20 protein-coding genes and 8 tRNA genes are annotated in these 22,338 nt (G+C 67.2%); 22 read left to right on the plus strand and 6 right to left on the minus strand.

The window, feature by feature from the left end:
* Nucleotides 1-83: 83 nt before the first annotated feature.
* Both BLT45_RS07535 and BLT45_RS07540 read left to right on the plus strand, forming a co-directional pair.
* Nucleotides 84-1,091, plus strand: a complete 1,008-nt coding sequence (locus BLT45_RS07535; RefSeq protein WP_093297013.1) for an isocitrate dehydrogenase — start codon at nucleotides 84-86, stop codon at nucleotides 1,089-1,091.
* Between the two features lie 133 nt (nucleotides 1,092-1,224).
* Nucleotides 1,225-2,550: a Na+/H+ antiporter NhaC family protein gene (locus BLT45_RS07540; RefSeq protein WP_093297016.1), complete on the plus strand. Its 1,326-nt coding sequence runs from the start codon at nucleotides 1,225-1,227 to the stop codon at nucleotides 2,548-2,550.
* 48 nt (nucleotides 2,551-2,598) lie between these two features.
* Here the strand turns inward: BLT45_RS07540 and BLT45_RS07545 are convergent, their stop codons facing one another.
* Nucleotides 2,599-3,372 carry a Bax inhibitor-1/YccA family protein gene (locus tag BLT45_RS07545; RefSeq protein WP_093298697.1) on the minus strand — a complete coding sequence of 258 codons (774 nt, stop codon included), beginning with the start codon at nucleotides 3,370-3,372 and terminating at the stop codon, nucleotides 2,599-2,601.
* A gap of 151 nt (nucleotides 3,373-3,523) precedes the next feature.
* Here BLT45_RS07545 and BLT45_RS07550 point away from each other — a divergent pair.
* The 13 genes from BLT45_RS07550 (at nucleotide 3,524) to BLT45_RS07610 (ending at nucleotide 13,418) form a co-directional block, all read left to right on the plus strand.
* Nucleotides 3,524-3,600: transfer RNA gene (locus tag BLT45_RS07550), tRNA-Pro, on the plus strand.
* Nucleotides 3,601-3,654: 54 nt separating this feature from the next.
* Nucleotides 3,655-3,731: transfer RNA gene (locus tag BLT45_RS07555), tRNA-Arg, on the plus strand.
* A 34-nt stretch (nucleotides 3,732-3,765) separates the two neighbouring features.
* Nucleotides 3,766-3,842, plus strand: a tRNA-His gene (locus BLT45_RS07560).
* Between the two features lie 76 nt (nucleotides 3,843-3,918).
* Nucleotides 3,919-3,994, plus strand: a tRNA-Lys gene (locus BLT45_RS07565).
* A 123-nt stretch (nucleotides 3,995-4,117) separates the two neighbouring features.
* Nucleotides 4,118-4,203, plus strand: a tRNA-Leu gene (locus tag BLT45_RS07570).
* Nucleotides 4,204-4,457: 254 nt separating this feature from the next.
* Nucleotides 4,458-5,750 carry a trigger factor gene (gene tig, locus BLT45_RS07575; protein WP_093297019.1) on the plus strand — a complete coding sequence of 431 codons (1,293 nt, stop codon included), beginning with the start codon at nucleotides 4,458-4,460 and terminating at the stop codon, nucleotides 5,748-5,750.
* A 77-nt stretch (nucleotides 5,751-5,827) separates the two neighbouring features.
* Nucleotides 5,828-6,454, plus strand: coding sequence for an ATP-dependent Clp endopeptidase proteolytic subunit ClpP (clpP, locus tag BLT45_RS07580; RefSeq protein ID WP_093297022.1), 627 nt, complete (start codon nucleotides 5,828-5,830; stop codon nucleotides 6,452-6,454).
* A 128-nt stretch (nucleotides 6,455-6,582) separates the two neighbouring features.
* Nucleotides 6,583-7,866, plus strand: a complete 1,284-nt coding sequence (gene clpX, locus BLT45_RS07585) for an ATP-dependent Clp protease ATP-binding subunit ClpX (RefSeq protein WP_093297025.1) — start codon at nucleotides 6,583-6,585, stop codon at nucleotides 7,864-7,866.
* A gap of 184 nt (nucleotides 7,867-8,050) precedes the next feature.
* Nucleotides 8,051-10,510: an endopeptidase La gene (lon, locus tag BLT45_RS07590; RefSeq protein ID WP_093297028.1), complete on the plus strand. Its 2,460-nt coding sequence runs from the start codon at nucleotides 8,051-8,053 to the stop codon at nucleotides 10,508-10,510.
* A 113-nt stretch (nucleotides 10,511-10,623) separates the two neighbouring features.
* Complete coding sequence (locus BLT45_RS07595) at nucleotides 10,624-10,998, plus strand: HU family DNA-binding protein (RefSeq protein WP_175455807.1); 375 nt, start codon at nucleotides 10,624-10,626, stop codon at nucleotides 10,996-10,998.
* Nucleotides 10,999-11,035: 37 nt separating this feature from the next.
* Nucleotides 11,036-11,110: transfer RNA gene (locus tag BLT45_RS07600), tRNA-Val, on the plus strand.
* A gap of 86 nt (nucleotides 11,111-11,196) precedes the next feature.
* Nucleotides 11,197-11,273, plus strand: a tRNA-Asp gene (locus BLT45_RS07605).
* 168 nt (nucleotides 11,274-11,441) lie between these two features.
* A complete protein-coding gene (locus tag BLT45_RS07610; protein ID WP_093297030.1) occupies nucleotides 11,442-13,418 on the plus strand; it encodes a SurA N-terminal domain-containing protein in 1,977 nt (658 codons plus the stop codon).
* A gap of 52 nt (nucleotides 13,419-13,470) precedes the next feature.
* On the opposite strand, the gene BLT45_RS07615 is transcribed toward BLT45_RS07610, so the two are convergent.
* On the minus strand, nucleotides 13,471-14,685 hold the full coding sequence (locus tag BLT45_RS07615; RefSeq protein WP_093297033.1) for a lytic transglycosylase domain-containing protein: 1,215 nt from the start codon (nucleotides 14,683-14,685) through the stop codon (nucleotides 13,471-13,473).
* Nucleotides 14,682-15,461 (minus strand): hydroxyacylglutathione hydrolase, encoded by a 780-nt coding sequence (gene gloB / locus BLT45_RS07620; RefSeq protein ID WP_093297035.1) that lies wholly within the window; start codon nucleotides 15,459-15,461, stop codon nucleotides 14,682-14,684. Before gloB ends, BLT45_RS07615 begins: the two co-directional genes overlap by 4 nt.
* 64 nt (nucleotides 15,462-15,525) lie before the next feature.
* Here gloB and BLT45_RS07625 point away from each other — a divergent pair, with 64 nt between their 5' ends.
* The 4 genes from BLT45_RS07625 to dnaQ are packed head-to-tail and all read left to right on the plus strand — an operon-like array spanning nucleotide 15,526 to nucleotide 17,945.
* Nucleotides 15,526-16,185 (plus strand): methyltransferase domain-containing protein, encoded by a 660-nt coding sequence (locus BLT45_RS07625; protein ID WP_093297038.1) that lies wholly within the window; start codon nucleotides 15,526-15,528, stop codon nucleotides 16,183-16,185.
* A gap of 16 nt (nucleotides 16,186-16,201) precedes the next feature.
* Nucleotides 16,202-16,651, plus strand: coding sequence for a ribonuclease HI (rnhA, locus tag BLT45_RS07630; protein WP_093297040.1), 450 nt, complete (start codon nucleotides 16,202-16,204; stop codon nucleotides 16,649-16,651).
* A complete protein-coding gene (locus BLT45_RS07635; RefSeq protein ID WP_254771805.1) occupies nucleotides 16,648-17,211 on the plus strand; it encodes a GNAT family N-acetyltransferase in 564 nt (187 codons plus the stop codon). Before rnhA ends, BLT45_RS07635 begins: the two co-directional genes overlap by 4 nt.
* Nucleotides 17,211-17,945, plus strand: a complete 735-nt coding sequence (gene dnaQ, locus BLT45_RS07640; RefSeq protein ID WP_093297044.1) for a DNA polymerase III subunit epsilon — start codon at nucleotides 17,211-17,213, stop codon at nucleotides 17,943-17,945. The genes BLT45_RS07635 and dnaQ overlap by 1 nt, the downstream gene beginning before the upstream one ends.
* Nucleotides 17,946-17,951: 6 nt before the next feature.
* Here the strand turns inward: dnaQ and BLT45_RS07645 are convergent, their stop codons facing one another.
* Complete coding sequence (locus BLT45_RS07645; RefSeq protein ID WP_093297046.1) at nucleotides 17,952-18,656, minus strand: PP2C family protein-serine/threonine phosphatase; 705 nt, start codon at nucleotides 18,654-18,656, stop codon at nucleotides 17,952-17,954.
* 215 nt (nucleotides 18,657-18,871) lie between these two features.
* Between BLT45_RS07645 and BLT45_RS07650 the strand changes: the two genes are divergently transcribed.
* Both BLT45_RS07650 and BLT45_RS07655 read left to right on the plus strand, forming a co-directional pair.
* Nucleotides 18,872-18,962 (plus strand) — tRNA-Ser (locus BLT45_RS07650).
* Nucleotides 18,963-19,071: 109 nt separating this feature from the next.
* Nucleotides 19,072-19,479 carry a DUF6165 family protein gene (locus BLT45_RS07655; RefSeq protein ID WP_093297049.1) on the plus strand — a complete coding sequence of 136 codons (408 nt, stop codon included), beginning with the start codon at nucleotides 19,072-19,074 and terminating at the stop codon, nucleotides 19,477-19,479.
* Here the strand turns inward: BLT45_RS07655 and BLT45_RS07660 are convergent.
* Entirely contained in the window at nucleotides 19,455-20,519 is a 1,065-nt protein-coding gene (locus BLT45_RS07660; RefSeq protein WP_093298700.1) for an NAD(P)H-dependent flavin oxidoreductase, read from the minus strand. The two genes, BLT45_RS07655 and BLT45_RS07660, sit on opposite strands and share 25 nt — an antisense overlap.
* Before the next feature lie 2 nt (nucleotides 20,520-20,521).
* On the minus strand, nucleotides 20,522-21,568 hold the full coding sequence (locus BLT45_RS07665) for a glycosyltransferase family 9 protein (RefSeq protein ID WP_093297051.1): 1,047 nt from the start codon (nucleotides 21,566-21,568) through the stop codon (nucleotides 20,522-20,524).
* Nucleotides 21,569-21,587: 19 nt separating this feature from the next.
* Here BLT45_RS07665 and BLT45_RS07670 point away from each other — a divergent pair, with 19 nt between their 5' ends.
* Nucleotides 21,588-22,337 carry a 3-deoxy-D-manno-octulosonic acid kinase gene (locus BLT45_RS07670; RefSeq protein WP_093297053.1) on the plus strand — a complete coding sequence of 250 codons (750 nt, stop codon included), beginning with the start codon at nucleotides 21,588-21,590 and terminating at the stop codon, nucleotides 22,335-22,337.
* The last annotated feature ends 1 nt before the right edge of the window (nucleotide 22,338 follow it).

The following is a 22,338-nucleotide window of genomic DNA, read 5'->3' on the forward strand; positions in this document are numbered from 1 at the left end:
GGCATAATGGCGGGCACAGACCTTCCCCCTTGCGCCCGTCCCGGCCCCGGCCCGCGCGCGCCCCTGTTCGGAAACCCCACTCAATGACCCAGACGATTACGGTCATCCGCGGCGACGGTATTGGCCCGGAGATCATGGACGCCACCCTGTACGTGCTCGATGCCCTCAAGGTCGGCCTGACCTATGAAGAGGCCGATGCCGGCATGGTCGCGCTGGAGAAGCATGGCGACCTGCTGCCGCAGGCCACGCTGGACTCCATCCGCAAGAACGGCGTGGCCCTGAAGAGCCCGCTGACCACGCCGGTGGGCGAGGGCTTCAGCTCGATCAACGTGGCGCTGCGCCGCCATTTCGACCTGTACGCGAACGTGCGCCCGGCGAAGTCGTTCCCGAACACCAAGTCGCGCTTCCCGTCGGGCGTGGACCTGATCACCGTGCGCGAGAACACCGAAGGCGCGTACATCGGTGAGGGCCAGTCGATTTCGGAAGACGGCGAAACCGCGCTGCTGACCCAGAAGATCACCCGCAAGGGGTCCGACCGCATCGTGCGCTACGCCTACGACCTGGCCCGCAAGACCGGTCGCAAGAAGGTCACGATTGTCCACAAGGCCAACATCCTGAAGACGACCTCGGGCCTGTTCCTGAAGGTCGCGCGCGAAGTGGCCGCGCAGTACCCGGACATCCAGACCAACGAGATGATCGTGGACAACACCTGCATGCAGCTGGTGATGCGCCCGGAGCAGTTCGACATCATCGTCACCACCAACCTGTTCGGCGACATCATCTCCGACCTGTGCGCCGGCCTGGTCGGCGGCCTGGGCCTGGCCCCGGGCGCCAACATCGGCGTCGATGCCGCGATCTTCGAGGCTGTGCACGGCTCGGCCCCGGACATCGCCGGCAAGGGCGTGGCCAACCCCTGCGCGCTGCTGCTCGGCGCGGCCCAGATGCTGGATCACCTGGGCCAGCCGGAGAAGGCCGAGCGCTTGCGCGCGGCCATCATCGCCACGCTGGACGCCAAGGATTCGCTGACCCCGGACCTGGGCGGCGAGGGCAACACGATGTCGTTCGCCAAGGCGATCGCCAGCCGCGTCTGAGTTCGGCGCACATCGGGACGTACACGGACGGGACGCTCAGCGTCCCGTTTTTGTTTGCCTATGTCCCATCCATGGGGTTGGACGCTAGGCTGGCGGCACGCACAATCCGCGGCCCCCCGCAGAAGGCCCTGCCATGTCCGTCCGTCCCAGCGCCCTGGCGCTGACCCCGCTGCTGCTGTTCCTCGCGTTGTTCTTCGGTGCGGGGCTGTACTACACCGAGCAGGGCGACGCGATGGGCTTCTACCGGCTGCATGCGCCGGTGGCGATTCTGCCGGCGATCGCGCTGGGCCTGTGGATCGCGCATCGCGCCGGGGTCAAGGCGATGGACACGCTGCTGCAGGGCATCGGCGACAGCAACATCATCCTGATGTGCCTGATCTTCCTGTTGGCCGGCGCATTCGCCATGGTCACCAAGCAGATCGGCGCCGTGGACGCGGTGGTCGCGCTGGGCGTGGGCGCGTTGCCGCCGGCGCTGATCCTGCCGGGCCTGTTCCTGGTGGCGGGCTTCCTCTCGTTGGCGGTGGGCACCTCGATGGGCACCATCGCGGCGGTCACGCCGATCGCGCTCGGCGTATCCGATGCCGCCGGCATCGACCGCGCGCTGGTCGTGGGGGCAGTGTTGGGTGGCGCCACCTTCGGCGACAACCTGTCGGTGATCTCGGATACGGCGATCGCCGCGGCGCGCACCCAGGGCTGCACGGTGCGGGAGAAATTCCGCGAGAACGTGAAGATCGCGCTGCCCGCCGCGCTGCTGACCCTCGTGGTGCTCGGACTGGTAGGGGATGCTTCGCCCGTGGAGGCCGCCGAGCCGACGTCCGCCTGGCTGGTGCTGCCCTACGTGCTGGTGCTGGCGCTGGCGATCACCGGACTGGACGTGCTGGTCGTGCTGACCATCGGGCTCGTGGTGGCGGGGCTCTTCGGCCTGTGGTTCGGACCGGCCGACTACGCACTGCCGAACTTCGCCGACGACATTTACGCCGGGTTCGAAGGCGTGGTGGAGATCACCCTGCTGGCCTTGTTCATCGGAGGACTGGGCGCGCTGATGAAGGCGAGCGGCGGCCTGGACTGGCTGGCCAGGCAGATCACCCGCATCGCGCGCGGCAACACCGGTCGCCGCACCGGCGAGTGGTGCATCGCTGCGCTGGCTTCGCTGACGGACGTGTTCACCGCCAACAACACGGTGGCCATCCTGATCAGCGGCGGCGTGGCCCGCGACATCGCCGAGCGCCACGACGTGCCGCCGGCGCGCGCGGCCAGCGTGCTCGATATCTTCGTCTGCATCGTGCAGAGCCTGCTGCCCTACGGCGCGCAGATCCTGTTGGCCGCCTCGCTGGCCAGCCTGTCGCCGCTGGCGTTGATGGGCAAGGTGCACTACTGCTGGCTGCTGGCCGGCGTGACCGTGCTGTTCATGGTCTGGCCGTCGCGCCGGGCCAGGGCCGCCACCCACGGCGACGCATGAAAAAAGGGCGCCCGAGGGCGCCCTTCGCTTTTCCGCATGCGCCAGGCGTCAGTCGCGCGACTGCAGCTTGGCCAGCAGGCGCAGGAACTCGACGTACAGCCACACCAGCGTGACCATCAGGCCGAACGCGCCGTACCACTCCATGTACTTCGGCGCGCCGGCTTCCACGCCCGACTCGATGAAATCGAAGTCAAGCACCAGGTTCAGCGCGGCGATCACCACCACGAACAGGCTGAAGCCGATGCCGATCAGGCCGGACTCGTGGATGTAAGGGACCTTGATGCCGAAGAACGACAGCGCGAAGCTGACGAGGTAGATCAGGAAAATGCCACCGGTCGCCGCGGCGACGCCGAGCTTGAAGTTCTCGGTCGCCTTGATCAGGCCGCTGCGATAGGCGGCCAACAGCGCGCCCAGCGTGCCGAAGGTCAACAGAACCGCCTGCATCACGATGCCCGGGAAGCGCAGTTCGAACATCGCCGAGATGGCGCCCAGGAAGAAGCCTTCCACCAGCGCATACAGCGGCGCGGTGACCGGCGACCATTCTTTCTTGAAGGCGGTCACAAGCGCCAGGACGAGGCCGCCGATCGCGCCGCCCAGCGCGTAGATCGCGATGCCGGGCGCCACCATCGGCTGGCCGTCAGGCCCGGTGACGACGGACTGGCTCCAGGCGAATGCCGCGGTGAGCACGGTCAGCAGGAGCAGGATGCCGGTCTTGTTGACGGTGCCATTGAGCGTCATCGTGCCGCCGTCGCGCGACACCACGCTGCCCGTGCCGAGGTCGAGGAAGGTGGATTCCTTCAGTGCCGGATTGCCGCTGCGTATCATGGTTCCCTCATGTGGTCATCGGACTTCTGTCCCCAGCGCCGGAGCATATCCCAAGCCGTGGACCTTCAGGTTTCGTTTGACAGGCGGGCCCCGTGTTCCGACAATACGCGGCCTCGTTGGCGTCCAGACGCCACGCCGGGACCCTCGTCGGGGTATAGCGCAGTCTGGTAGCGCATCTGCTTTGGGAGCAGAGGGTCGGGGGTTCGAATCCCTCTACCCCGACCAGCCTGATGTACTGCCCTGGCGTGACCGACAGGGGAGGGCGAGAATCCGGACCGGGCGCCCGTAGCTCAACCGGATAGAGCACCGGCCTTCTAAGCCGGCGGTTACAGGTTCGAGTCCTGTCGGGCGCGCCACTTCCGGTGTGCGGCGGCAGGGAAAGTTTCAGTGGTGGCTGTAGCTCAGCTGGTTAGAGTACTGGATTGTGATTCCAGATGTCGGGGGTTCGAGTCCCCTCAGCCACCCCACTGTTTGAAGGACTTCCGCGCTCGTGGGGGTTCACACAAAAAGAAGATGCGGTTACACTACGCAGCCAGTTTTTCGGGGCCGTTAGCTCAGTTGGTAGAGCAGTTGACTCTTAATCAATAGGTCCAAGGTTCGAATCCTTGACGGCCCACCAAACCCGAGAACGCCCGGCTCACGCCGGGCGTTTTTCTTTGTGTGTATTAGCTCGGGGTAGCGATTCATTGCGCTGGCTTTTCTTTCGGGACCGGTCGCCGCACGGGTACAATCGCCGGGACCTGCGAAAGTGGCGGAATTGGTAGACGCACTGGATTTAGGTTCCAGCGGGTAACCCCCGTGAGGGTTCGAGTCCCTCCTTTCGCACCATGCTTCCCGGGAGCGCCTCGCACGCCTTTTGGTGTCAACTTGGGGCAAATCCCCGTCCCGGCGGGACCCCCCATCCAGGCGGGGTGACGACGGTCCCGGGGTCCCGAGGCGCCGTCCCAGGCCAAATGCTGGCAGCCAGCCCCGGAATCGGCGAAACTAACAAGTTCCGCCGGCCGGGCCTCGTGCCCGCGCGCCAGGCGTCCCGGATTATCAACATCGCCCCGGCAGTGCCGTGGCCGCAGGAGTCAGTGAGTATGCAAGTTTCGGTCGAATCGATCGGCAATCTCGAACGCCGCATGAGCTTCAGCCTGCCGGCTGACCGTCTGGACACCCACATCGGCGGCCGCCTGCGCGAGCTGACCCGCACGGCCCGCATCAAGGGCTTCCGCCCGGGCAAGGTGCCGGCGAAGGTCATCGAGCAGCGTTACGGCGACCAGGTGCGCGCCGAGGCGCTGGACGGCCTGCTGCGCGAGACCTTCAACAATGCTGTGCGCGAGCAGGATCTCCAGCTCGCCGGCAATCCGCGCATCGAGAAGCAGGGCGCGGGCGAGCTGGATTTCGTGGCGACGTTCGAAGTCGTCCCGGATTTCGGCGATGTCGATGTGACCAAATTGAATGTCGTCCGCCACACCGCCGAGGTGAGCGATGCCGACATCGAGCAGATGGTCTCGAACCTGCGCATGCAGCGTCGGACCTTCCAGGCGGTGGAGCGTCCTGCGAAGGAAGGCGACCGCGTCGGCCTGGAGACCTGGTCGCAAGCCGGTGACGAGCGCATGCCGGCGGAAGGCGTCGAGAAGGGTGCCACCCTGATCGGCTCGGGCGTCATGTTCGGCGAGATCGAGCAGGCCCTGGTCGGCCTGTCCAAGGGCGACGAGAAGACCGTATCGGTGACGTTCCCGGCCGATTGGCGCGTGCCGCAGCTGGCGGGCCGGCAGGTCGACGTGCATGTGAGCGTCACCGAAGTGGCGGAGTCCGTGGTGCCGGAAGTGGACCGCGACTTCATCCGCAGCTTCGGCGTGAAGGGCGGCGATGCCGAGCAGTTCCACGCCGACATCCGCAGCAACCTGGAGCGCGAGCTCAAGGGTGCGCTGATGACCCGCCTCCGCCGCGAAGTGGGCGAGCAGCTGATTGCCGCCTATTCCCACGTCGAGATGCCGCCGCGCCTGGTCGAGAACGAGGCCCGCGTGATGGTCCAGCAGGCGGCCGAACAGGCCCGCCGCCAGGGTCAGCAGGTGCAGATCCCGGACAATGCCCACGAAGGTTTCACGGATGCGGCACGCAAGCGCGTGCTGGTCGGCCTGCTGGTGGGCGAGGTCGCCCGCCACAACCAGCTGCGCCTGGACCCCAAGCGCCTTAACGAAACCCTGCGTCTGATCGCCTCGACCTACGAAGAGCCGGAACAGGTCATTGAGTTGTACCGGAACGATCCCCAGTTGATGAACAGTCTGCAGGGCCGTGTGATGGAAGAGCAGGTGATCGACTGGATCGCCGAGCGCGCCCAGCACACCGAGCAGACGCTTTCCTTCCAGGAAGCCATCCGCAACTGAGCCGGGCTCCCGTCCGGGCAGGCGGTCCGGCTATCCTAGGCCGGACCCCTCCCCATGAACGACAGGCGCGAAAACAGATGAGTATCGAAACCAAAGCCCTCAACCTGGTGCCGATGGTGGTCGAACAGACCAGCCGTGGCGAACGCGCCTACGACATCTACTCGCGCCTGCTGAAGGAGCGCGTGATCTTCCTGGTCGGCGGCGTGGACGACCACGTGGCCAACGTCATCGTGGCGCAGATGCTGTTCCTCGAGGCGGAGAACCCGGAGAAGGACATCAGCCTGTACATCAACTCGCCCGGTGGCGTGGTGACGGCGGGCATGGCCATCTACGACACCATGCAGTACATCAAGCCCGACGTCAGCACCATCTGCGTGGGCCAGGCGGCCAGCATGGGCGCGCTGCTGCTCGCGGCCGGCGCCAAGGGCAAGCGTTACGCCCTGCCGAACTCCCGCGTGATGATCCACCAGCCGTTGGGCGGCTTCCAGGGCCAGGCCACGGACATCGACATCCACGCCCGCGAGATCCTGACCCTCCGCGCCCGCCTGAACGAGATCCTCGCCAAGCACACCGGCCAGGCGCTGGAGACCATCGAGCGCGACACCGAGCGCGACAACTTCAAGAGCGCGGCGGACGCCCAGGCCTACGGCTTGGTCGACCAGGTGCTGGAGCGCCGTCCGGACGACTCCATCCAGGCCGGCTGATTGCCCGGATTGGCCCGGTTTCACGCGCAAATACCCCTGTTCACGGGCCTGGCTGACAAGCCGGGACCGTGTGCTATTCTCCGACCGAAAGCCCCCCGGGGCAGGTTGAGCGACCGAGTAATACCAGCATGAGCGAAGATCGTCAGGGCCGTTCCGGCGACAGCACCAAAATCCTGTACTGCTCGTTCTGCGGGAAGAGCCAGCATGAGGTCCGCAAGCTGATCGCGGGCCCCAGCGTGTTCATCTGCGATGAGTGCGTGGAGCTGTGCAACGACATCATCCGCGAGGAACTGGAAGAAAAGGCCCAGTCCGCACGCAGCCACCTGCCGAAGCCGCGCGAGATCCTCGAGGTCCTGGATCAGTACGTGATCGGCCAGAACCGCGCCAAGCGCACGCTGGCCGTGGCGGTCTACAACCACTACAAGCGCATCGAGAGCCGCCAGAAGAACGATGAGGTCGAACTGGCCAAGTCGAACATCCTGCTGGCCGGCCCGACCGGTTCGGGCAAGACCCTGCTGGCCGAGACGCTGGCGCGCCTGCTCAACGTGCCGTTCACCATCGCCGATGCCACCACGCTGACAGAAGCGGGTTACGTGGGCGAGGACGTCGAGAACATCATCCAGAAGCTGCTGCAGAAGTGCGACTACGATGTCGAGAAGGCGCAGCAGGGCATCGTCTACATCGACGAGATCGACAAGATCTCGCGCAAGAGCGAGAACCCGTCGATCACCCGCGACGTGTCCGGCGAAGGCGTGCAGCAGGCGCTGCTGAAGCTGATCGAAGGCACCGTCGCCAGCGTGCCGCCGCAGGGCGGGCGCAAGCATCCGCAGCAGGAATTTCTGCAGGTCGACACCAAGAACATCCTCTTCATCTGCGGCGGCGCGTTCGCCGGGTTGGACAAGATCATCCAGCAGCGCAGCACGGAAGCCAGCGGCATCGGCTTCGGCGCCAAGGTGAAGAGCGCCGAGCGCAAGACCGAGACCGGCAAGCTGCTGACCGACGTCGAGCCCGAGGACCTGATCAAGTTCGGCCTGATCCCCGAGTTCGTCGGCCGCCTCCCGGTGGTCGCGACGTTGGAGGAGCTGGACGAGCCTGCGCTGGTCAAGATCCTGACCGAGCCCAAGAACGCCATCACCAAGCAGTTCAAGAAGCTGTTCGAGATGGAGGGCGTGGAGATCGAGTTCCGGCCCGACGCCCTGTCCGCCATCGCGCGCAAGGCGCTCAAGCGCAAGACCGGCGCGCGCGGCCTGCGTACGATCGTGGAATCGGTGCTGCTGGACACGATGTACGACCTGCCGTCGATGGAAAACGTCAGCAAGGTGGTCGTCGACGAATCCGTCATCGAGCACAAGTCGGAGCCGTACCTGATCTACCAGAGTCCGCCGCCGCCGAAGGTGGCCGCAGCCGAGTGATCCGGCACGGAAAATGCATCCGAATACAGGCGCCCACGAGGCGCCTGTTCACTTTCTGGCGATCCTGCAAGTCGCTGGTTTTGCTGGCGTTTCCAGGTCGCTATTGCATCCCCGTCCGGATGGCCCCATAACGGGCCCATCGGTGTTTCGACACCCCCGGATTCGCACTTAGCTGGAGCCCCCCATGCCCCGCCGCCCCCAGACTGAAATCCTCGACCTGCCGGTCCTGCCACTGCGTGACGTGGTGGTGTTCCCGCACATGGTCATCCCCCTGTTCGTCGGTCGCGACAAGTCGATGCGCGCGCTGGAACAGGCGATGGAAGCCGACAAGCGCATCATCCTGCTCGCCCAGAAATCGGCCGAGACCGACGACCCCGCGGCGGCCGACCTGTACACCGTCGGCACGCTGGCGCAGGTGCTCCAGTTGCTGAAGCTGCCCGACGGCACGATCAAGGTGCTGGTCGAGGGCACGGCGCGCATCAACGTCAGCAACGTCGTGGAGCGTGACGGCTCGCTGTACGGGCAGGGCGAAGAGGTCGATTCCACCGACGGACGCGAGCCGCGCGAGATCGAAGCGGTCGCGCGCTCGCTGATGAGTCTGTTCGAACAGTACGTGAAGACCAACCGCAAGTTGCCGCCCGAGCTGCTGCAGACGCTCGCCGGTATCGACGAGCCCAGCCGCCTGGCCGACACGATCGCCGCGCACCTGGGCGTGCGCCTGGGAGACAAGCAGCGCCTGCTGGAAACCATCGAGGTGGGCGAGCGGCTCGAACTGCTCGTTGGCTTCGTCGACGGCGAGATCGACGTGCAGCAGTTGGAGAAGCGCATCCGCGGCCGGGTGAAGTCGCAGATGGAGAAGAGCCAGCGCGAGTACTACCTCAACGAGCAGATGAAGGCCATCCAGAAAGAGCTGGGTGAGCTGGACGAAGCGCCGAACGAGCAGGAAGAACTCGCCCGCAAGATCGCCGAAGCCGGCATGCCCAAGCAGGTGGAGACGAAGGCGCGCAACGAGCTCAACAAGCTGAAGCAGATGTCGCCGATGTCGGCGGAAGCCGCCGTGGTCCGCAATTACCTGGACTGGTTGCTCGGCGTGCCGTGGAACAAGCGCACCAAGGTGCGCAAGGACCTCAAGGTCGCCCAGGACACGCTGGATGCCGACCACTACGGTCTGGAGAAGGTGAAGGAACGCATCCTCGAATATCTCGCGGTGCAGTCGCGGGTGAAGAAGCTGCGCGGCCCCATCCTGTGCCTGGTCGGTCCGCCGGGCGTCGGCAAGACCTCGCTTGGGCAGAGCATCGCCAAGGCGACGAACCGCAAGTTCGTGCGCATGTCGCTGGGCGGCGTGCGCGACGAGGCTGAGATCCGCGGCCATCGCCGTACCTACGTCGGCTCGATGCCGGGTCGCATCGTGCAGAACCTCAACAAGACCGGCAGCAAGAACCCGCTGTTCGTGCTGGACGAGATCGACAAGATGTCGATGGATTTCCGGGGCGATCCGTCGTCGGCGCTGCTGGAAGTGCTGGATCCGGAGCAGAACAACGCGTTCAACGACCATTACCTTGAGGTCGACCTCGACCTGTCGGAGGTGATGTTCGTCGCCACCTCCAATTCGTTGAACATCCCCGGCCCGCTGCTGGACCGCATGGAGGTGATCCGCATCCCCGGCTACACCGAGGATGAAAAGGTCAACATCGCGCAGCGCTACCTGGTGCCCAAGCAGCTGAAGGCCAACGGCCTGAAGGCGGATGAACTCAGGATCGCCGAGGACGCGGTCCGTGACCTGGTGCGCTACTACACGCGCGAGTCCGGCGTGCGCAATCTGGAGCGCGAGGTCGCCAAGATCTGCCGCAAGGTGGTGAAGGAGATCGCCTTGGGCGGTGCGAAGGCGATGGCGAAGAAGAAGAACAAGGCCGCGGCGGTACAGGTCAGCTCGAAGAACCTGGAGAAGTATTCCGGCGTGCGCCGTTTCGACTTCGGTCGTGCGGAGGAGCAGAACGAAATCGGCTTGGTGACGGGCCTGGCGTGGACTGAAGTGGGCGGCGACCTGCTGCAGATCGAAGTCGCGTTGGTCCCGGGCAAGGGCGGCATGCTGCTGACGGGCCAACTGGGCGACGTGATGAAGGAATCCGGTTCCGCTGCGCTGTCGGTGGTGCGCAGCCGCGCCGCAAGCCTGGGCGTGGATGCGGAGTTCCTGCAGAAGCACGACGTCCACCTGCACGTGCCCGATGGCGCCACGCCGAAGGACGGCCCCAGTGCGGGTATCGCGATGGCGACGGCGCTGGTGTCGGCGCTGACCAAGAACCCGGTGCGGGCGGATGTCGCGATGACCGGCGAAATCACCCTGCGGGGTCGCGTGACCGCGATCGGCGGCCTCAAGGAGAAACTGCTGGCGGCGCTTCGTGGCGGCATCACCACGGTGATCATCCCCGACGAAAACAAGAAGGACCTCGCGGACATTCCGGCCAACGTCACCGATGGCATGAAGATCGTCCCGGTGAAGTGGATCGACGAAGTGCTCGATCTCGCGCTGGAGCGTCCCCTGGCGCCCGTTCCGGCCGATGGCGGGGGCGGTTCCGAACGTGGCGTGCCCGCCACGGAGAAGGAGGGCGACAAAGCGTCGCAGCAACCCGGCGTGAAGCACTGAACGCGGTGACGAACGGCAGCTGAAAACCCCCGAAACCCGCGTCATTGCTGGGTTTTCGGCTTGCGTGGCATTTTTTGCACTGGTATAACGACGTCACCCGCGCGCGCCAGGCGATGCCTCGAAGCGCGTGGAAACAACGACCGGTTCCCAAGGGCGCGCGCTACCCCAGGTCCCGGTTACTCATTCCGCGGTTGTTCCGCAAAGGGAGTTACTCAATGAACAAAACCGAATTGATCGATGCCGTCGCCGACGAAGCAGAAGTCTCCAAGGCCGAAGCCGGCCGTGCCGTCGACGCCGTCATCTCCAGCATCACGAAGGCCCTCAAGAAGGGCGACAGCGTGACGCTGGTCGGCTTCGGCACCTTCCAAGTCCGCAAGCGCGCTGCCCGCACGGGCCGTAACCCGAAGACGGGCGACACCATCAAGATCAAGGCGTCCAAGAACCCCGCGTTCAAGGCTGGCAAAGCCCTGAAGGATGCCGTAAACTAATCGACTCGCTGCCGATGGCAGGGTGCTTGATGCACCTGGGTGCTTAGCTCAGCGGTAGAGCGTCTCCCTTACACGGAGAGGGTCGGGGGTTCGAAACCCTCAGCACCCACCACCTCGGGGCGATGCGAAGTTAAAAAAATTTTGTCGGATGGTCTAGCGGAAAGTACGCGAACCACCTTACAATGTTCGTCTTGATGCGGAGTGGTAGTTCAGTCGGTTAGAATGCTGGCCTGTCACGCCGGAGGTCGCGGGTTCGAGTCCCGTCCACTCCGCCACTAAGACCCCAGAAAGCCCGCGAAAGCGGGCTTTTTGCTGTCTGCGCGCAGGGCATTTCGCCTTAACGCCGCTGTGCCCGAGGGCCGGAGGCCGCCGCCGGGCGGCGAGACGCCGATGACCGGGCGCGCTAAACTGCGCGGCTGAACGAATTCGGATCCCGTCCGCACATGCTGCAGAAACTCCGCGACAAAACCTCCGGCTGGATCGCCAGCCTGATCCTGGGCTTGCTGATCATCCCGTTCGCCTTCGTGGGCGTTAACGAGTACATGACCGGTGGTACCGCCAGCGACGTGGCCTTGGTCGAAGCGCCGCCGACATGGTGGGAGTCCGCGCCGCAGTGGTGGCCGGCCTCCATGCTGTGGCAGCGCGAAGAGGTCACGCAGGACGAATTCCGCGCCGCCTTCGAGCAGGCACGCCAGCAGGCGCGCCAGCAGGCCGGTGAAGCGTTCGATCCGCGCGACTTCGAGAGCGCGGACAACAAGCGCAAGGTGCTCGAGCAGCTGATCGACCAGAAGGTCCTCGCGCTGGGCTCCAAGCGCGCCGGCATCGTCGTCGGCAATGCCGCGCTCCAGAAGATGATCGCCAGCGAACCCGCGTTCCAGGTCGACGGCAAGTTCAGTCCCGAGCGTTACCAGCTCATGCTGTCCTCGCAGGTGCCGGCGGTGTCGCCGCAGAAGTTCGAGGAAGAGCAGCGCGAGCGCCTGCGCATGATGCTGGTGCCGATGGCGATCAACGATTCGGATTTCATCACCGAAGGCGAGCAGGAACGCATGTGGAAGTTGCTGGGTGAAACCCGCGACATCGGCATCGCGCTGCTGCCGCCCGTGGCCGAGGATGCGGCGCCGGTCAGCGACGCCGACATCAAGGCCTGGTACGACGGGCACAAGAACGACTTCAAGCAGCCGGAACAGGTTTCGCTGGAGTACATCGAGATCAACGGTGCGACGCTGCCCGCGGGCGCGCCGGCCGACGAGGCTGCACTGCGCAAGCGCTACGAAGCGGAGAAGTCGCGCTTCGTTTCCGCGGAGCAGCGCGTGGTCGCGCACATCCTCATCTCGGCCGACGCGGGCGCGGATGCCGCGACCCTGAAGAAGGCGGAGGAAAAAGCCGCCGCGCTCGCCAAGCAGGCGCGCGAGGGCGCCGATTTCGCCGCACTGGCGCGTGCCAACTCGGAAGACCCGGGTTCGAAGGATCTTGGCGGCGAGCTGCCGCCGTTCGCGAAGGACGGCTCGATGGTCAAGCCGTTCGAGGATGCGGCGTTCGCCATGCAGGCCGGCGAGATCCGTGGCCCGGTGAAGTCGGATTTCGGCTACCACGTGCTGCAGCTGAAAGAGATCAAGGCGGGTGCGGGCCGTAGCTTCGAAGAGGTCCGCGGCGAATTGGCCGCCGAGGAAGCCGGGAGCGAACGCGACCGCGCCTACAATGACCTGGCAGGACGCGTGGTCAACGAGACGCTGAAGAATCCGACCGCCTTGGCGCCGGCTGCGCAGGCCGTGGGCCTGCCGCTGCAGAAGGTCGGTCCGTTCTCGCGCAATGCGCCGGAAGGTGTCGCGACCGTTCCTGCCGTGCTGCGTGCCGCGTTCTCCGACACGCTGGTGCAGGACGGTACCGTCAGCGACCCGATCGAGATCGCGCCGAACCACAGTGTGGTGATCCGCGTGGCGCAGCACACCCAGGAGCAGGCGCTTGCGTTGGACAAGGCGCGCGATGCGGTGGTCGCTGCCATCCGCGCCGACCGCCGCGAGAAGGCCGCCGTCGCAGCGGCCGACGCGCTGGTCGCACGCCTGCAGAAGGGCGAATCGCTGGCCACCATCGCGGCCGCCGACGGACTGCGCTTCAACGAGCTGCCGGGCATGCGCCGCGGCATGCCGATGCCGACGGCCGAAGCCAACGAGGCGATCTTCGCGGCCGCGCGTCCGGCGGAAGGCAAGTCGACGGCGGGCAAGGTCGCGCTGGGCAATGGCGCCTACGCGGTGTTCACCGTCAACAAGGTGACCGAGGGCGTGCTGGCGGACATGCCGGCGGAAGAGCGCGCGATGATGCGGCAGCAGATGACGCAGCTGACCGGCGGCATCTCGACGCAGGCCTACGTCGATGCGCTGCGCAAGCGCTTCAAGGTCAAGGTCTTCGAAGACCGGCTGTAACGGTCCTGTCGCGCGCCACCCCGCAATCCCGCCGAAAGGCGGGATTGCTGTTTCAGGGCGCCTCGCTCTGCGTTTCGTCCAGTTGGAGCACCATGCCCGGGCGCAGGACCGCACCGGGCTTGAGTCCGTTCATGCGCAACAGGCGCGCCGCCGGGATGCCATGGCGCTTGCCGATGCTCCAGGCGGATTCTCCGCGCTTGACCGTATGCGTGCGCCCGGTCGAGGCGGTCCCGGAGGAAACCGCGGCATCGTTCTGGGGCGAGGACGGCGATGCGTCGGCCGCCGTCGCAACCGGCGTCCCGCTCGCGGTCTCGCTCGCCGTGGCGAGGCTGGGCGCCAGCAGTCGCATAGGGCGCGTGCCCCGACTGAAGCGCCCTGCCAGTGCGGGATTGAGGCGATTGAGCAGCGTCGTCGATTGTCCGTGGGCCGTGGCCCACGAGGCCAACGTGCCACCGTCGGGTAACGGATGCGCGGCGAGCCGCGGCACAGGGCGATCGAGCTGGTCCAGCCAGGCATCGCGGTCATCGGCCTGCTGGAAGATGCAGGCCAGGGCGTGCAGCTTCTCGACATACGCGTAAGTGATGCCGGAGAGCCCCGGCAACTCGGCGGGGCGTGCGTTGCGCGCATTCATGCCGGCGCGGCGCATCGATTGGAGTACGCGGTACTCGCCGGCGTTGTAGGCCATCACCGCCAATCGCCAGTCGCCGCCGAACATGCCGTGCAGCGTCTTGAGATAGCGCACGGCAGCCTGCGTCGAATCCACCGGCGACAACCGGCCGTCGTAGCCTTCGCGCATCGGCACGCCGTGATTGCGCGCGGTGATGCCGATGAACTGCCACAGCCCGGCCGGGCCGTTCGGGTTGCGGGCACCCGGCTTGTATCCGCTTTCCACGAACGGGATAAGCGCGAACTCGGTGGGCAGGTGCGCTTCGCGCAGCGCATCGACGACGTAGCCGAACAGCGGCAGCAGGTCGTCCTCGGCGCGCGCCAGTTGCCCGGGAGCATGGCCGAACTGCTTCTTCCAGCGCCCGTTGGTGGCCGCGCTGTCGCATGCAGGGTCGGCGAGGCCGTCGCGGAAACGCTGGTAGATCTCCAGGCCGCTGCGCTGCTGGCTGGCGGGCAGGGCGGAGACCGGCACCGTAGCGTCGGACGTGGGCGTGCCCGAGGTTTCCCCGGGCGCGGGGGGATCTCCGGCGACGGCGAACGGCGGCACGGCGACGAGCAGCGTCGCCACGAGTGCGGCACCCAGGGTATGCCGCGTCCTCATGCGCGGAAGTCGTTCTTCCACTGCCGCAAGGCGGCGAACGTTTCGACGCGATCGACGGGCGCGCGCCCGAGCCGATGGGCGACGGCATCGCGGACGGGATCGGTGTCCACGCGCAGGAAGGGATTCGTGGCGATCTCGCTCGCCAGGGTGACGGGCAGCGAGGGGCGCCCGGCCTGGCGCATGGCGCGCACGTCCTCGATGCGGCGCTGCAGCGCGCGATTGTGCGGATCCACCGCCTGTGCGAAGACCCCATTGGCGAGCGTGTACTCGTGGCCGCAGCAGACCAGCGACTCGGATGGCAGCGACGCCAGGCGGTCCAGAGCATCCAGCATCTGCGCCGGCGTGCCTTCGAACAGGCGCCCGCAGCCCAGGCTGAACAATGTGTCGCCGCAGAACAGTTGCGGGGGTCCCTCCGAGCCGCCACCGTGGAACGCGATGTGGCTGCGCGTATGGCCATGCACTTCCAGCACCGACAGCCGCCAGTTCTTCAGGCGCACGGTGTCGCCCGCACCCACGCGCTCGGTGGCGTCGGGAACGCGGTCGTCCGCCGGTGCGAACACCGGCAGGGTCGGCCAGCGTTCGCGCAGCGCCGGCACGCCGCCGGCGTGGTCGGGATGGTGATGGGTGATCAGGACCGCTGCAGGCCACAGGCCGTTGCCGGTGGCGGCCAACACCGGCGCGGCATCGCCCGGATCGATCACCAGGGCATCGCCATCGTCGTCGACCAGCGCCCAGATGTAGTTGTCCTCGAAGGCGGGCAAGGCGAGCAGGCGCATCGGCGAACGGACTCCGGGGGGACGGGGACGGACGCCTGAGGTCGGCGTCCTCTACAATCCGAACATGCCTGCCTTCGCGTTTACCCGTCAACCCGATGCCCTGGCGTGGTTCGGGACCGGGCGCGGCGGACCCGTGCTGGCCTCCGAGCACGCCCGCGTCAGCCAGGCACTCACCAGCCGTACTCCCCAGCCCTGGCTCTGGATCTCGCCCGAGGGGGCCGACGCCGCTCTCTCGGCCGGCCCGGCGACCCGCGGCGTGCACCTGCGGGCGCGGGCAGGCTCCTCCCGCCTCTCCGGGCATGTGCACTGCGCGCTGCCCCTGCCGCTACCGACCGAGGCTGCTGGCGTCATCGTGCTCCAGCACGTCCTGGATGCCGGTGATCCCCAGCCGCTGCTGCAGGAATGCGCCCGCGTCCTGGAGCCGGGTGGGCGCCTGTGGCTGTTCGTCCTCAATCCGCTGAGCCCGTACCGGTTGCGGTGGCGCCGTTCCGGCCTGGTCCCGCGAACGCTGGGGCAGTGGCGACTGCAACTGGCCGCGGCCGGCCTGACCGCTTCCCAGCATGTCCTCCACTACGGCCCGGTGTGGCGCGGCCTGCCAGACGCGCCGGGCCGCGGTCCCGCGCCGCTGCGTGCCGCCTGCCTGCTGGAGGCGGAAAAGCGCGTCGCCGGCCTGATTCCCCCCTCGCCCGTGGCCCGTGCCTGGCGCACGGCGCCGGCCGCCTGAACCCTTACGAGACCGCATGAAGCACATCAGCATCCACACCGATGGTTCCTGCCTGGGCAATCCCGGCCCGGGCGGTTGGGCCGCCCTGCTGCGCTATGGCCAGAAGGAGCGCGAGCTGGTGGGCGGCGAGGGCCAGACCACCAACAACCGCATGGAACTGATGGCCGCCATCGCCGCGCTGGAGGCGCTGACCGAGCCTTGCCAGGTCACTCTCCATATCGATTCGCAGTATGTGCGCCAAGGCATCACCGAATGGATGCCGAGCTGGGTGCGCCGCGGCTGGAAAACCGCGGGCGGTGATCCGGTGAAGAACCGCGATCTGTGGGAACGGCTGCATGCTGCCGCCGGCCGCCACCGCATCGAGTGGAAATGGGTGAAGGGGCATAACGGCGATCCGGACAACGAACGCGTCGACGTGCTGGCCCGCAACGAGGCCACGCGCTTCCGTGGCGGAGCGGTGGCGTGACGGGAGTGCCACTGGTGCCGGGCACCCTGGTTGCCGAAACGCCCCGCCTGCGTTTGCGGGCCATGGCCGACGACCGCGCGGAAGACGCCGCCCTGATGTTGACGCTGCTCAACGAACCCAGTTTCATCAGGAACATCGCCGACCGCGGTGTCCGTACGCTGGAGCAGGCGAGCGCCTACCTGAGGCAGGGTGCGATGCGCAGCTACGCCGAACATGGCCTGGGCATGTACGTCATCGAAAGGAAGGACACGGGCGAACTGATCGGCAACTGCGGGCTCGTGCGGCGCGAAGGGCTGGACGGTCCGGATATCGGCTACGCGCTGTTGCCCGCGCATGTGGGCTACGGCCTCGCCGAAGAAGCCGCGCGCGCCGTGATGGCCGACGCGCGCGATCGCCTGCGGCTCTGCCGCCTGCTGGCCATCGTCAATCCCGACAATGCCGCGTCGATCCGCCTGTTGCAGAAGCTGGGATTCGTCTTTGAGAGAATGGTCACGCTGCCCCATGTGGAACAAGAGGTCGGCCTGTACCACGCGAACCTTCTCACGGAAACGTCTCTCTGATGCGCCAGATCATCCTCGATACCGAAACCACCGGCCTGGAATGGAAGAAGGGCAACCGGGTCGTCGAAATCGGCTGCGTCGAGCTGCTCGAGCGCCGGCCGACCGGGCGCACCTATCACCAGTACATCAATCCGCAGCGCGAATTCGAGCAGGGCGCGGCCGAAGTCACCGGTTTGAGCCTCGAGTTCCTGTCCGACAAACCGCTGTTCGCCGACATCGCTGACGAGTTCCTGGCCTTCATCGAAGGGGCGGAACTGGTGATCCACAACGCGGCGTTCGACGTGGGCTTTCTCGACTACGAACTGTCGCGGCTCGGCGAACGGTACGGGCGGCTGGCCGATCGGGCCACCGTCGAGGACTCGTTGCTGCTCGCGCGACAGCGCTTTCCCGGCCAGCGCAATTCGCTGGATGCGCTGTGCAAGCGCCTGGGCGTGGACAACACCCATCGCCAGCTCCACGGCGCGCTGCTCGACGCCCAACTGTTGTGCGATGTCTATCTGAACCTGACGGCCGGCCAGAGCGAGATCGGCTTCGGTGGGGCCGAGGAGGCCGCCGCGGGCGCCGCCGCCGTCACGGTTGTCGCCTTCGATACCGCCAGCGCGAGCGAGCGGCCGCGTGTCGTCGTATCGGCCGACGAACTCGCCGCCCACGAAGCGCGTCTGGAAAAGCTGCGGAAGAAAGCCGGAGGGCGGTGCCTGTGGGACCCGCCGCTGCTGGAGCAGGCGGGCACCTGACCGCCGTCAGTGGCAACGCACCAGGATCGCGGTGACGTTGTCCGAGCCGCCGCCGTCCAGGGCCGCGGCGATCAGGGTGTCCACGCATTCCTGTGCGCTGCAGTCGTCATGCTTGAGCGTGACGGCGATGCTGCGGTCGTCGACTTCTTCGGTCAGGCCGTCGCTGCACAGCAGGAGCTGCATGCCCGGGCGTAGCTCGCCCGTCATGGTTTCCACGTTCAGGTGGTTCGGATCGGTGACGCCGAGCGCCTGGGTCACGACGTTGCGATGCGGATGCGAGCGCGCCTGCTCGGCCGTCAGCGCGCCTTGGGCGATCAGTTCCTGCACATAGCTGTGGTCCTGGCTGAGCTGGGCCAGTTGGCCCTCGCGCCAGAGATAGGCACGGCTGTCGCCGACCCAGGCCACTTCGAAGCGGTTGCCCTGGATGCGGGCCGCCACCACCGTGGTGCCCATCGGCAGGGTGTCGTTGCGGCGGCGCGAGGTGCGGATGATTTCCTCATCGGCGATGCGGATCGCCTGTGCCAGCGGCGTGCCGTCGCGGACCTCGCGGACGATGGTCTCGCGGGCCAGCGCACTGGCCACCTCGCCACAGGCGTGACCGCCCATGCCGTCGGCCACCAGCCACAGGCCCAGCTCGCTGTCGCCGTAGTAGGTGTCCTCGTTCAGCTCCCTGCGGAGGCCGACGTGGGAGATGTGGCCGAATTCGATCATGGTGCCCTGCGCTGTGGGACGTGCTTCGCCTACCCGTTCATACGCAATGATCCGGACGGACAGGACAACCGGCAAGGCCGACGCGTCAAGGAGGCCGGTCGGGGTTCATCGACGTGCACGCCGATGGCCGCGCGTGCGCGCCATCGTGTCCGTCGGCTTGTCCGGAAGCGGCCCGCCACGTATCATTCACGGCCCTGGACGCGTCCAGGGCCACCGGAGAGGTGGCAGAGTGGTTGAATGTACCTGACTCGAAATCAGGCATACGTTAATAGCGTATCGAGGGTTCGAATCCCTCCCTCTCCGCCAGTTTCGCGAAAGCCCCCGAAAGGGGGCTTTTTGCGTTCTGGCGCCTGCGCGAGGGGTGCCGCGGCGGAAGTCGCCGCCTAGAATGACGTTCTTTGCCGGGAGTCCGCCCATGTCCGAGATCCTCGTCCCCGTGTCGTTCGGCGAGCTGCTGGACAAGATCGCCATCCTCCAGATCAAGTCCGAGCGCATGAGCGACCCGGCCAAGCTGGCCCATGTGCGCGACGAGCTGACCGCGCTCGAGCAGGCCTGGATGGCGCATCCGGCGGCGGGGAACAGCATCGTCGAGCTGCGCGCGCAGCTGAAGGCCGTCAACGAGCGCCTGTGGGACATCGAGGACGACGTCCGCGTGAAAGAAAAGGCGCAGGCGTTCGACGATGCGTTCATCCGCCTGGCGCGCAGCGTGTACATCGAGAACGACGAGCGCGCCCGCATCAAGAAGGCGATCAACCTGGCGCTGGGGTCGAGCTACGTGGAAGAGAAGTCGTACCAGGACTACCGGTCGGGCGACGCGTCCTGACGGATCGGGGCGAAGCCCTGCGCCAGCGCTTCCGTAAGCGCTGCGGCGGGAACCTCGCGGCACGCCGGGAACCGTTGGCCTGCCCACAGCAGCGAGTAATCGTCGAGCCCCTGCGCCTCTGCAGGTCCGCGCAACGGTGCGGAATAGGCCGTCGCCAGCGGGAATGCGGGCGCGTCATCCGCCAGGGGGCCCCAGGCCCGCATCGCATGGTTGACGATGCCGCGCGCTGGGCGACCGGTGAAGACGTTGGTGACCGCGGTCGTCCGCGGTTCTCGCAACGCCCGGCGGTGCACCGCACGCGTATCGGCCTCCGGGCACAACAGATAGGCCGTGCCGATCTGCACGCCCGCGGCACCAAGCGCCATCGCGCCCGCGACGCCGCGCGCGTCGGCGATGCCACCGGCGGCGATCACCGGCACGTCGACGGCCGCGACGATCTGCGGCAACAGCGCGGGCAGGTCCGACTGCAGGTCCAGGTCATCGGACAGGAAATGCCCCCGATGTCCGCCCGCTTCCCAGCCCTGCGCAATCACGGCATCCACGCCGCGCGCCTGCAGCCAGCGCGCCTCGTCCGCGGTGGTCGCACTGGCCAGCACGCGACAGCCGGTCTCGCGCACGCCGGCCAGCAATGCGTCCGCCGGCAGGCCGAAATGGAAGCTCACCACTGCAGGCCGGTGCGCCTGCACGAGCGCGAGTGCTTCGGCATCGAAGGGGCGGCGTCCCGGCGTGGCCACGATGTCTTCGATGTCGAGATCGAACCGTGCGTAGTCGGCGCGCAGTTTCCGCCGCCAGGCGTCGTCGCGCGCGGAATCCGGCGTCGGTGGTGCGTGGCAGAAGAAGTTCAGGTTCCAAGGCCGGTCGGTACCGGACCGCAGGTGGCGGATTTCGGCGTCGAGCGCATCCGGTGTCAGCGCGGCGGCGGGCAGGGCGCCCAGGCCGCCTGCTTCGCAGACGGCGAGCGCCAGGCGGCTGCCCTGCACGCCGGCCATCGGCGCCTGCAGCAGCGGCCAGCGGATCCCGAGCAGGTCGGCCAGGTCCACGGTCAACCGTCCAGGTCGGCGCGTCGCCGCTCGAAGGCCGCCACCGCGTCTTCCACCGTTACCAGACCCATGACGCCGTCGTGTTCGATCTTCGTGCCCCAGGGCAGGTCGGCCGCAGGCTTGCCTCGGTACTTGCGCGCAGCATCGTCGTAGCGGTCCACGCAGTAGCGCGTGGTCGAGTAGGGGCCGCTGCGATGCGGATTGCTGGCGGCGTGCAGGCCCAGCACGGCGCTGCCCATCGCGTTGGCGATGTGCATGGGGCCCGAGTCCGGCGTCACCACCAGGTCGGCGCGGGCGAGCAGGGCAGGCAACTGCTTGAGCGTGTCCTTGCCGACGAGGTCGAGCACCGGGGCGCGCATCGCCGCGATGATGGCGTCGGCGGTGCGGCGTTCGAGATCGCTGCGACCGCCGCACAGCACCACGCGCCAGCCCTGCGTGGCCGCATGGTCGGCGAGCGCGGCGTAGCGTTCGGCGTACCAGTTCCGGCGTTCGTGGCTGGAGCACGGCGAGATCATCAGCGTGCGCTGGCCATCCGCAGGCCATTGCGCCCCCGCCCAGGCGTACGCGTCTTCGGGAACCGGCAGGCGCCAGACGACCTCGTCCTGATTCAGGCCCAGGGGTTCGCAGAAGCTGCCGATCGCGTCCAGCACGTGGATGCCGGGACGGTCGGGGATGCGCTCGTTGATCACCAGCCCGTGCAGGTCCTTCGAGCGGCTGCGGTCGTAGCCGATCCGGCGGCGTGCGCGGATGAAGGCCGACAGCAGGTTGGCGCGCAGGGCCACCTGCATCTGCAGCAGCGCGTCGAAGCCGTCGCCCGGCAGGTCCGCGCGCAGGGCACGCATGCCGGCCAGCCCCGTCTTCTTGTCGTAGGTGTGGAAGGTGACGCCCTCGAGGCCTTCCAGCAGCTTGAAGCCGCCCTTGTCGATCACCCAGTGCAGGCGGGTCTGCGGCCAGTGGCGCTGCAACGTGCGCACCAGCGGCACGACATGGGTCACGTCGCCGAGGGCGGACAGGCGGAGCAGGCAGAGCGATTGGGGAATCGTGGACAAGTGTTGTTAGACTCGCTGGATGGTCGGTTTTGACGCCTCGGAATCCCTGACGCCGTTCCGCGAAGGCAGCGGATACGGTGCGATTCTGTTCGACCGCAAACACCTGCGGCAAGCGGATCCCGACTGGTTTTCGCCAGAGAAGTGGGGCGACCGCGCCCGGCCCGTCGACAGTGGCGGCCGGGGAGGCGCCTGGTTCATCGATGCGCCTTCGAGCCAGTGTGTCCTGCGTCACTATCGGCGCGGCGGCCTGGCCTCGCGCTTCAGCCAGGACCGCTACCTGTGGCACGGTCCCGACCGTACGCGCAGCTTCGCCGAATTCCGCCTCACCCGTGCGCTGCTGGCGCGTGGCCTGCCGGTCGCGCGGCCGGTGGCCGCCAGTTACGTGCGCGATGGCATGTTCTACCGTGCGGCCATCCTGGTGGAGCGGTTGATGGATGTGCGTACGCTGGCCGACATCGCGTCGCAGGACGACGGCCGAGCGCCCTGGGAAAGCACGGGCCGGCTGGTGGCGCGCTTCCACCGGGCCGGCCTGGACCACGCCGACCTCAATGCGCAGAACATCTTGTTCGACGGCACGGGCCATGGCTGGCTGATCGACTTCGACCGTGGGCGCCTGCGTATTCCCGCCACCGCCTGGCGGGAACAGAACCTGGCGCGCCTCAAGCGTTCGCTGCTCAAGCTGCGCGGCGCGCGCAGCGTCGACGAGGTCGGCGTGGATTTCGCCCACCTGCGTCGCGCCTACGACCACGCCTGGTCGCGGGGTTACTGAG

It is taken from the genome of Pseudoxanthomonas sp. CF385, from assembly GCF_900104255.1.
GTDB lineage: Bacteria > Pseudomonadota > Gammaproteobacteria > Xanthomonadales > Xanthomonadaceae > Pseudoxanthomonas_A.

What these genes read in the sequence shown, in the direction of transcription:
- dnaQ (WP_093297044.1), top strand. Translation starts at nt 17,211, where the DNA reads ATGCGCCAGATCATCCTCGATACCGAAACCACCGGCCTGGAATGGAAG.
- gloB (WP_093297035.1), bottom strand. Translation starts at nt 15,461, where the DNA reads ATGCGCCTGCTCGCCTTGCCCGCCTTCGAGGACAACTACATCTGGGCG.
- clpX (WP_093297025.1), top strand. Translation starts at nt 6,583, where the DNA reads ATGAGCGAAGATCGTCAGGGCCGTTCCGGCGACAGCACCAAAATCCTG.
- BLT45_RS07535 (WP_093297013.1), top strand. Translation starts at nt 84, where the DNA reads ATGACCCAGACGATTACGGTCATCCGCGGCGACGGTATTGGCCCGGAG.
- BLT45_RS07655 (WP_093297049.1), top strand. Translation starts at nt 19,072, where the DNA reads ATGTCCGAGATCCTCGTCCCCGTGTCGTTCGGCGAGCTGCTGGACAAG.
- BLT45_RS07610 (WP_093297030.1), top strand. Translation starts at nt 11,442, where the DNA reads ATGCTGCAGAAACTCCGCGACAAAACCTCCGGCTGGATCGCCAGCCTG.
- BLT45_RS07645 (WP_093297046.1), bottom strand. Translation starts at nt 18,656, where the DNA reads ATGATCGAATTCGGCCACATCTCCCACGTCGGCCTCCGCAGGGAGCTG.
- BLT45_RS07615 (WP_093297033.1), bottom strand. Translation starts at nt 14,685, where the DNA reads ATGAGGACGCGGCATACCCTGGGTGCCGCACTCGTGGCGACGCTGCTC.
- BLT45_RS07540 (WP_093297016.1), top strand. Translation starts at nt 1,225, where the DNA reads ATGTCCGTCCGTCCCAGCGCCCTGGCGCTGACCCCGCTGCTGCTGTTC.
- BLT45_RS07595 (WP_175455807.1), top strand. Translation starts at nt 10,624, where the DNA reads ATGCCTCGAAGCGCGTGGAAACAACGACCGGTTCCCAAGGGCGCGCGC.
- clpP (WP_093297022.1), top strand. Translation starts at nt 5,828, where the DNA reads ATGAGTATCGAAACCAAAGCCCTCAACCTGGTGCCGATGGTGGTCGAA.
- lon (WP_093297028.1), top strand. Translation starts at nt 8,051, where the DNA reads ATGCCCCGCCGCCCCCAGACTGAAATCCTCGACCTGCCGGTCCTGCCA.
- rnhA (WP_093297040.1), top strand. Translation starts at nt 16,202, where the DNA reads ATGAAGCACATCAGCATCCACACCGATGGTTCCTGCCTGGGCAATCCC.
- BLT45_RS07625 (WP_093297038.1), top strand. Translation starts at nt 15,526, where the DNA reads ATGCCTGCCTTCGCGTTTACCCGTCAACCCGATGCCCTGGCGTGGTTC.
- tig (WP_093297019.1), top strand. Translation starts at nt 4,458, where the DNA reads ATGCAAGTTTCGGTCGAATCGATCGGCAATCTCGAACGCCGCATGAGC.
- BLT45_RS07670 (WP_093297053.1), top strand. Translation starts at nt 21,588, where the DNA reads ATGGTCGGTTTTGACGCCTCGGAATCCCTGACGCCGTTCCGCGAAGGC.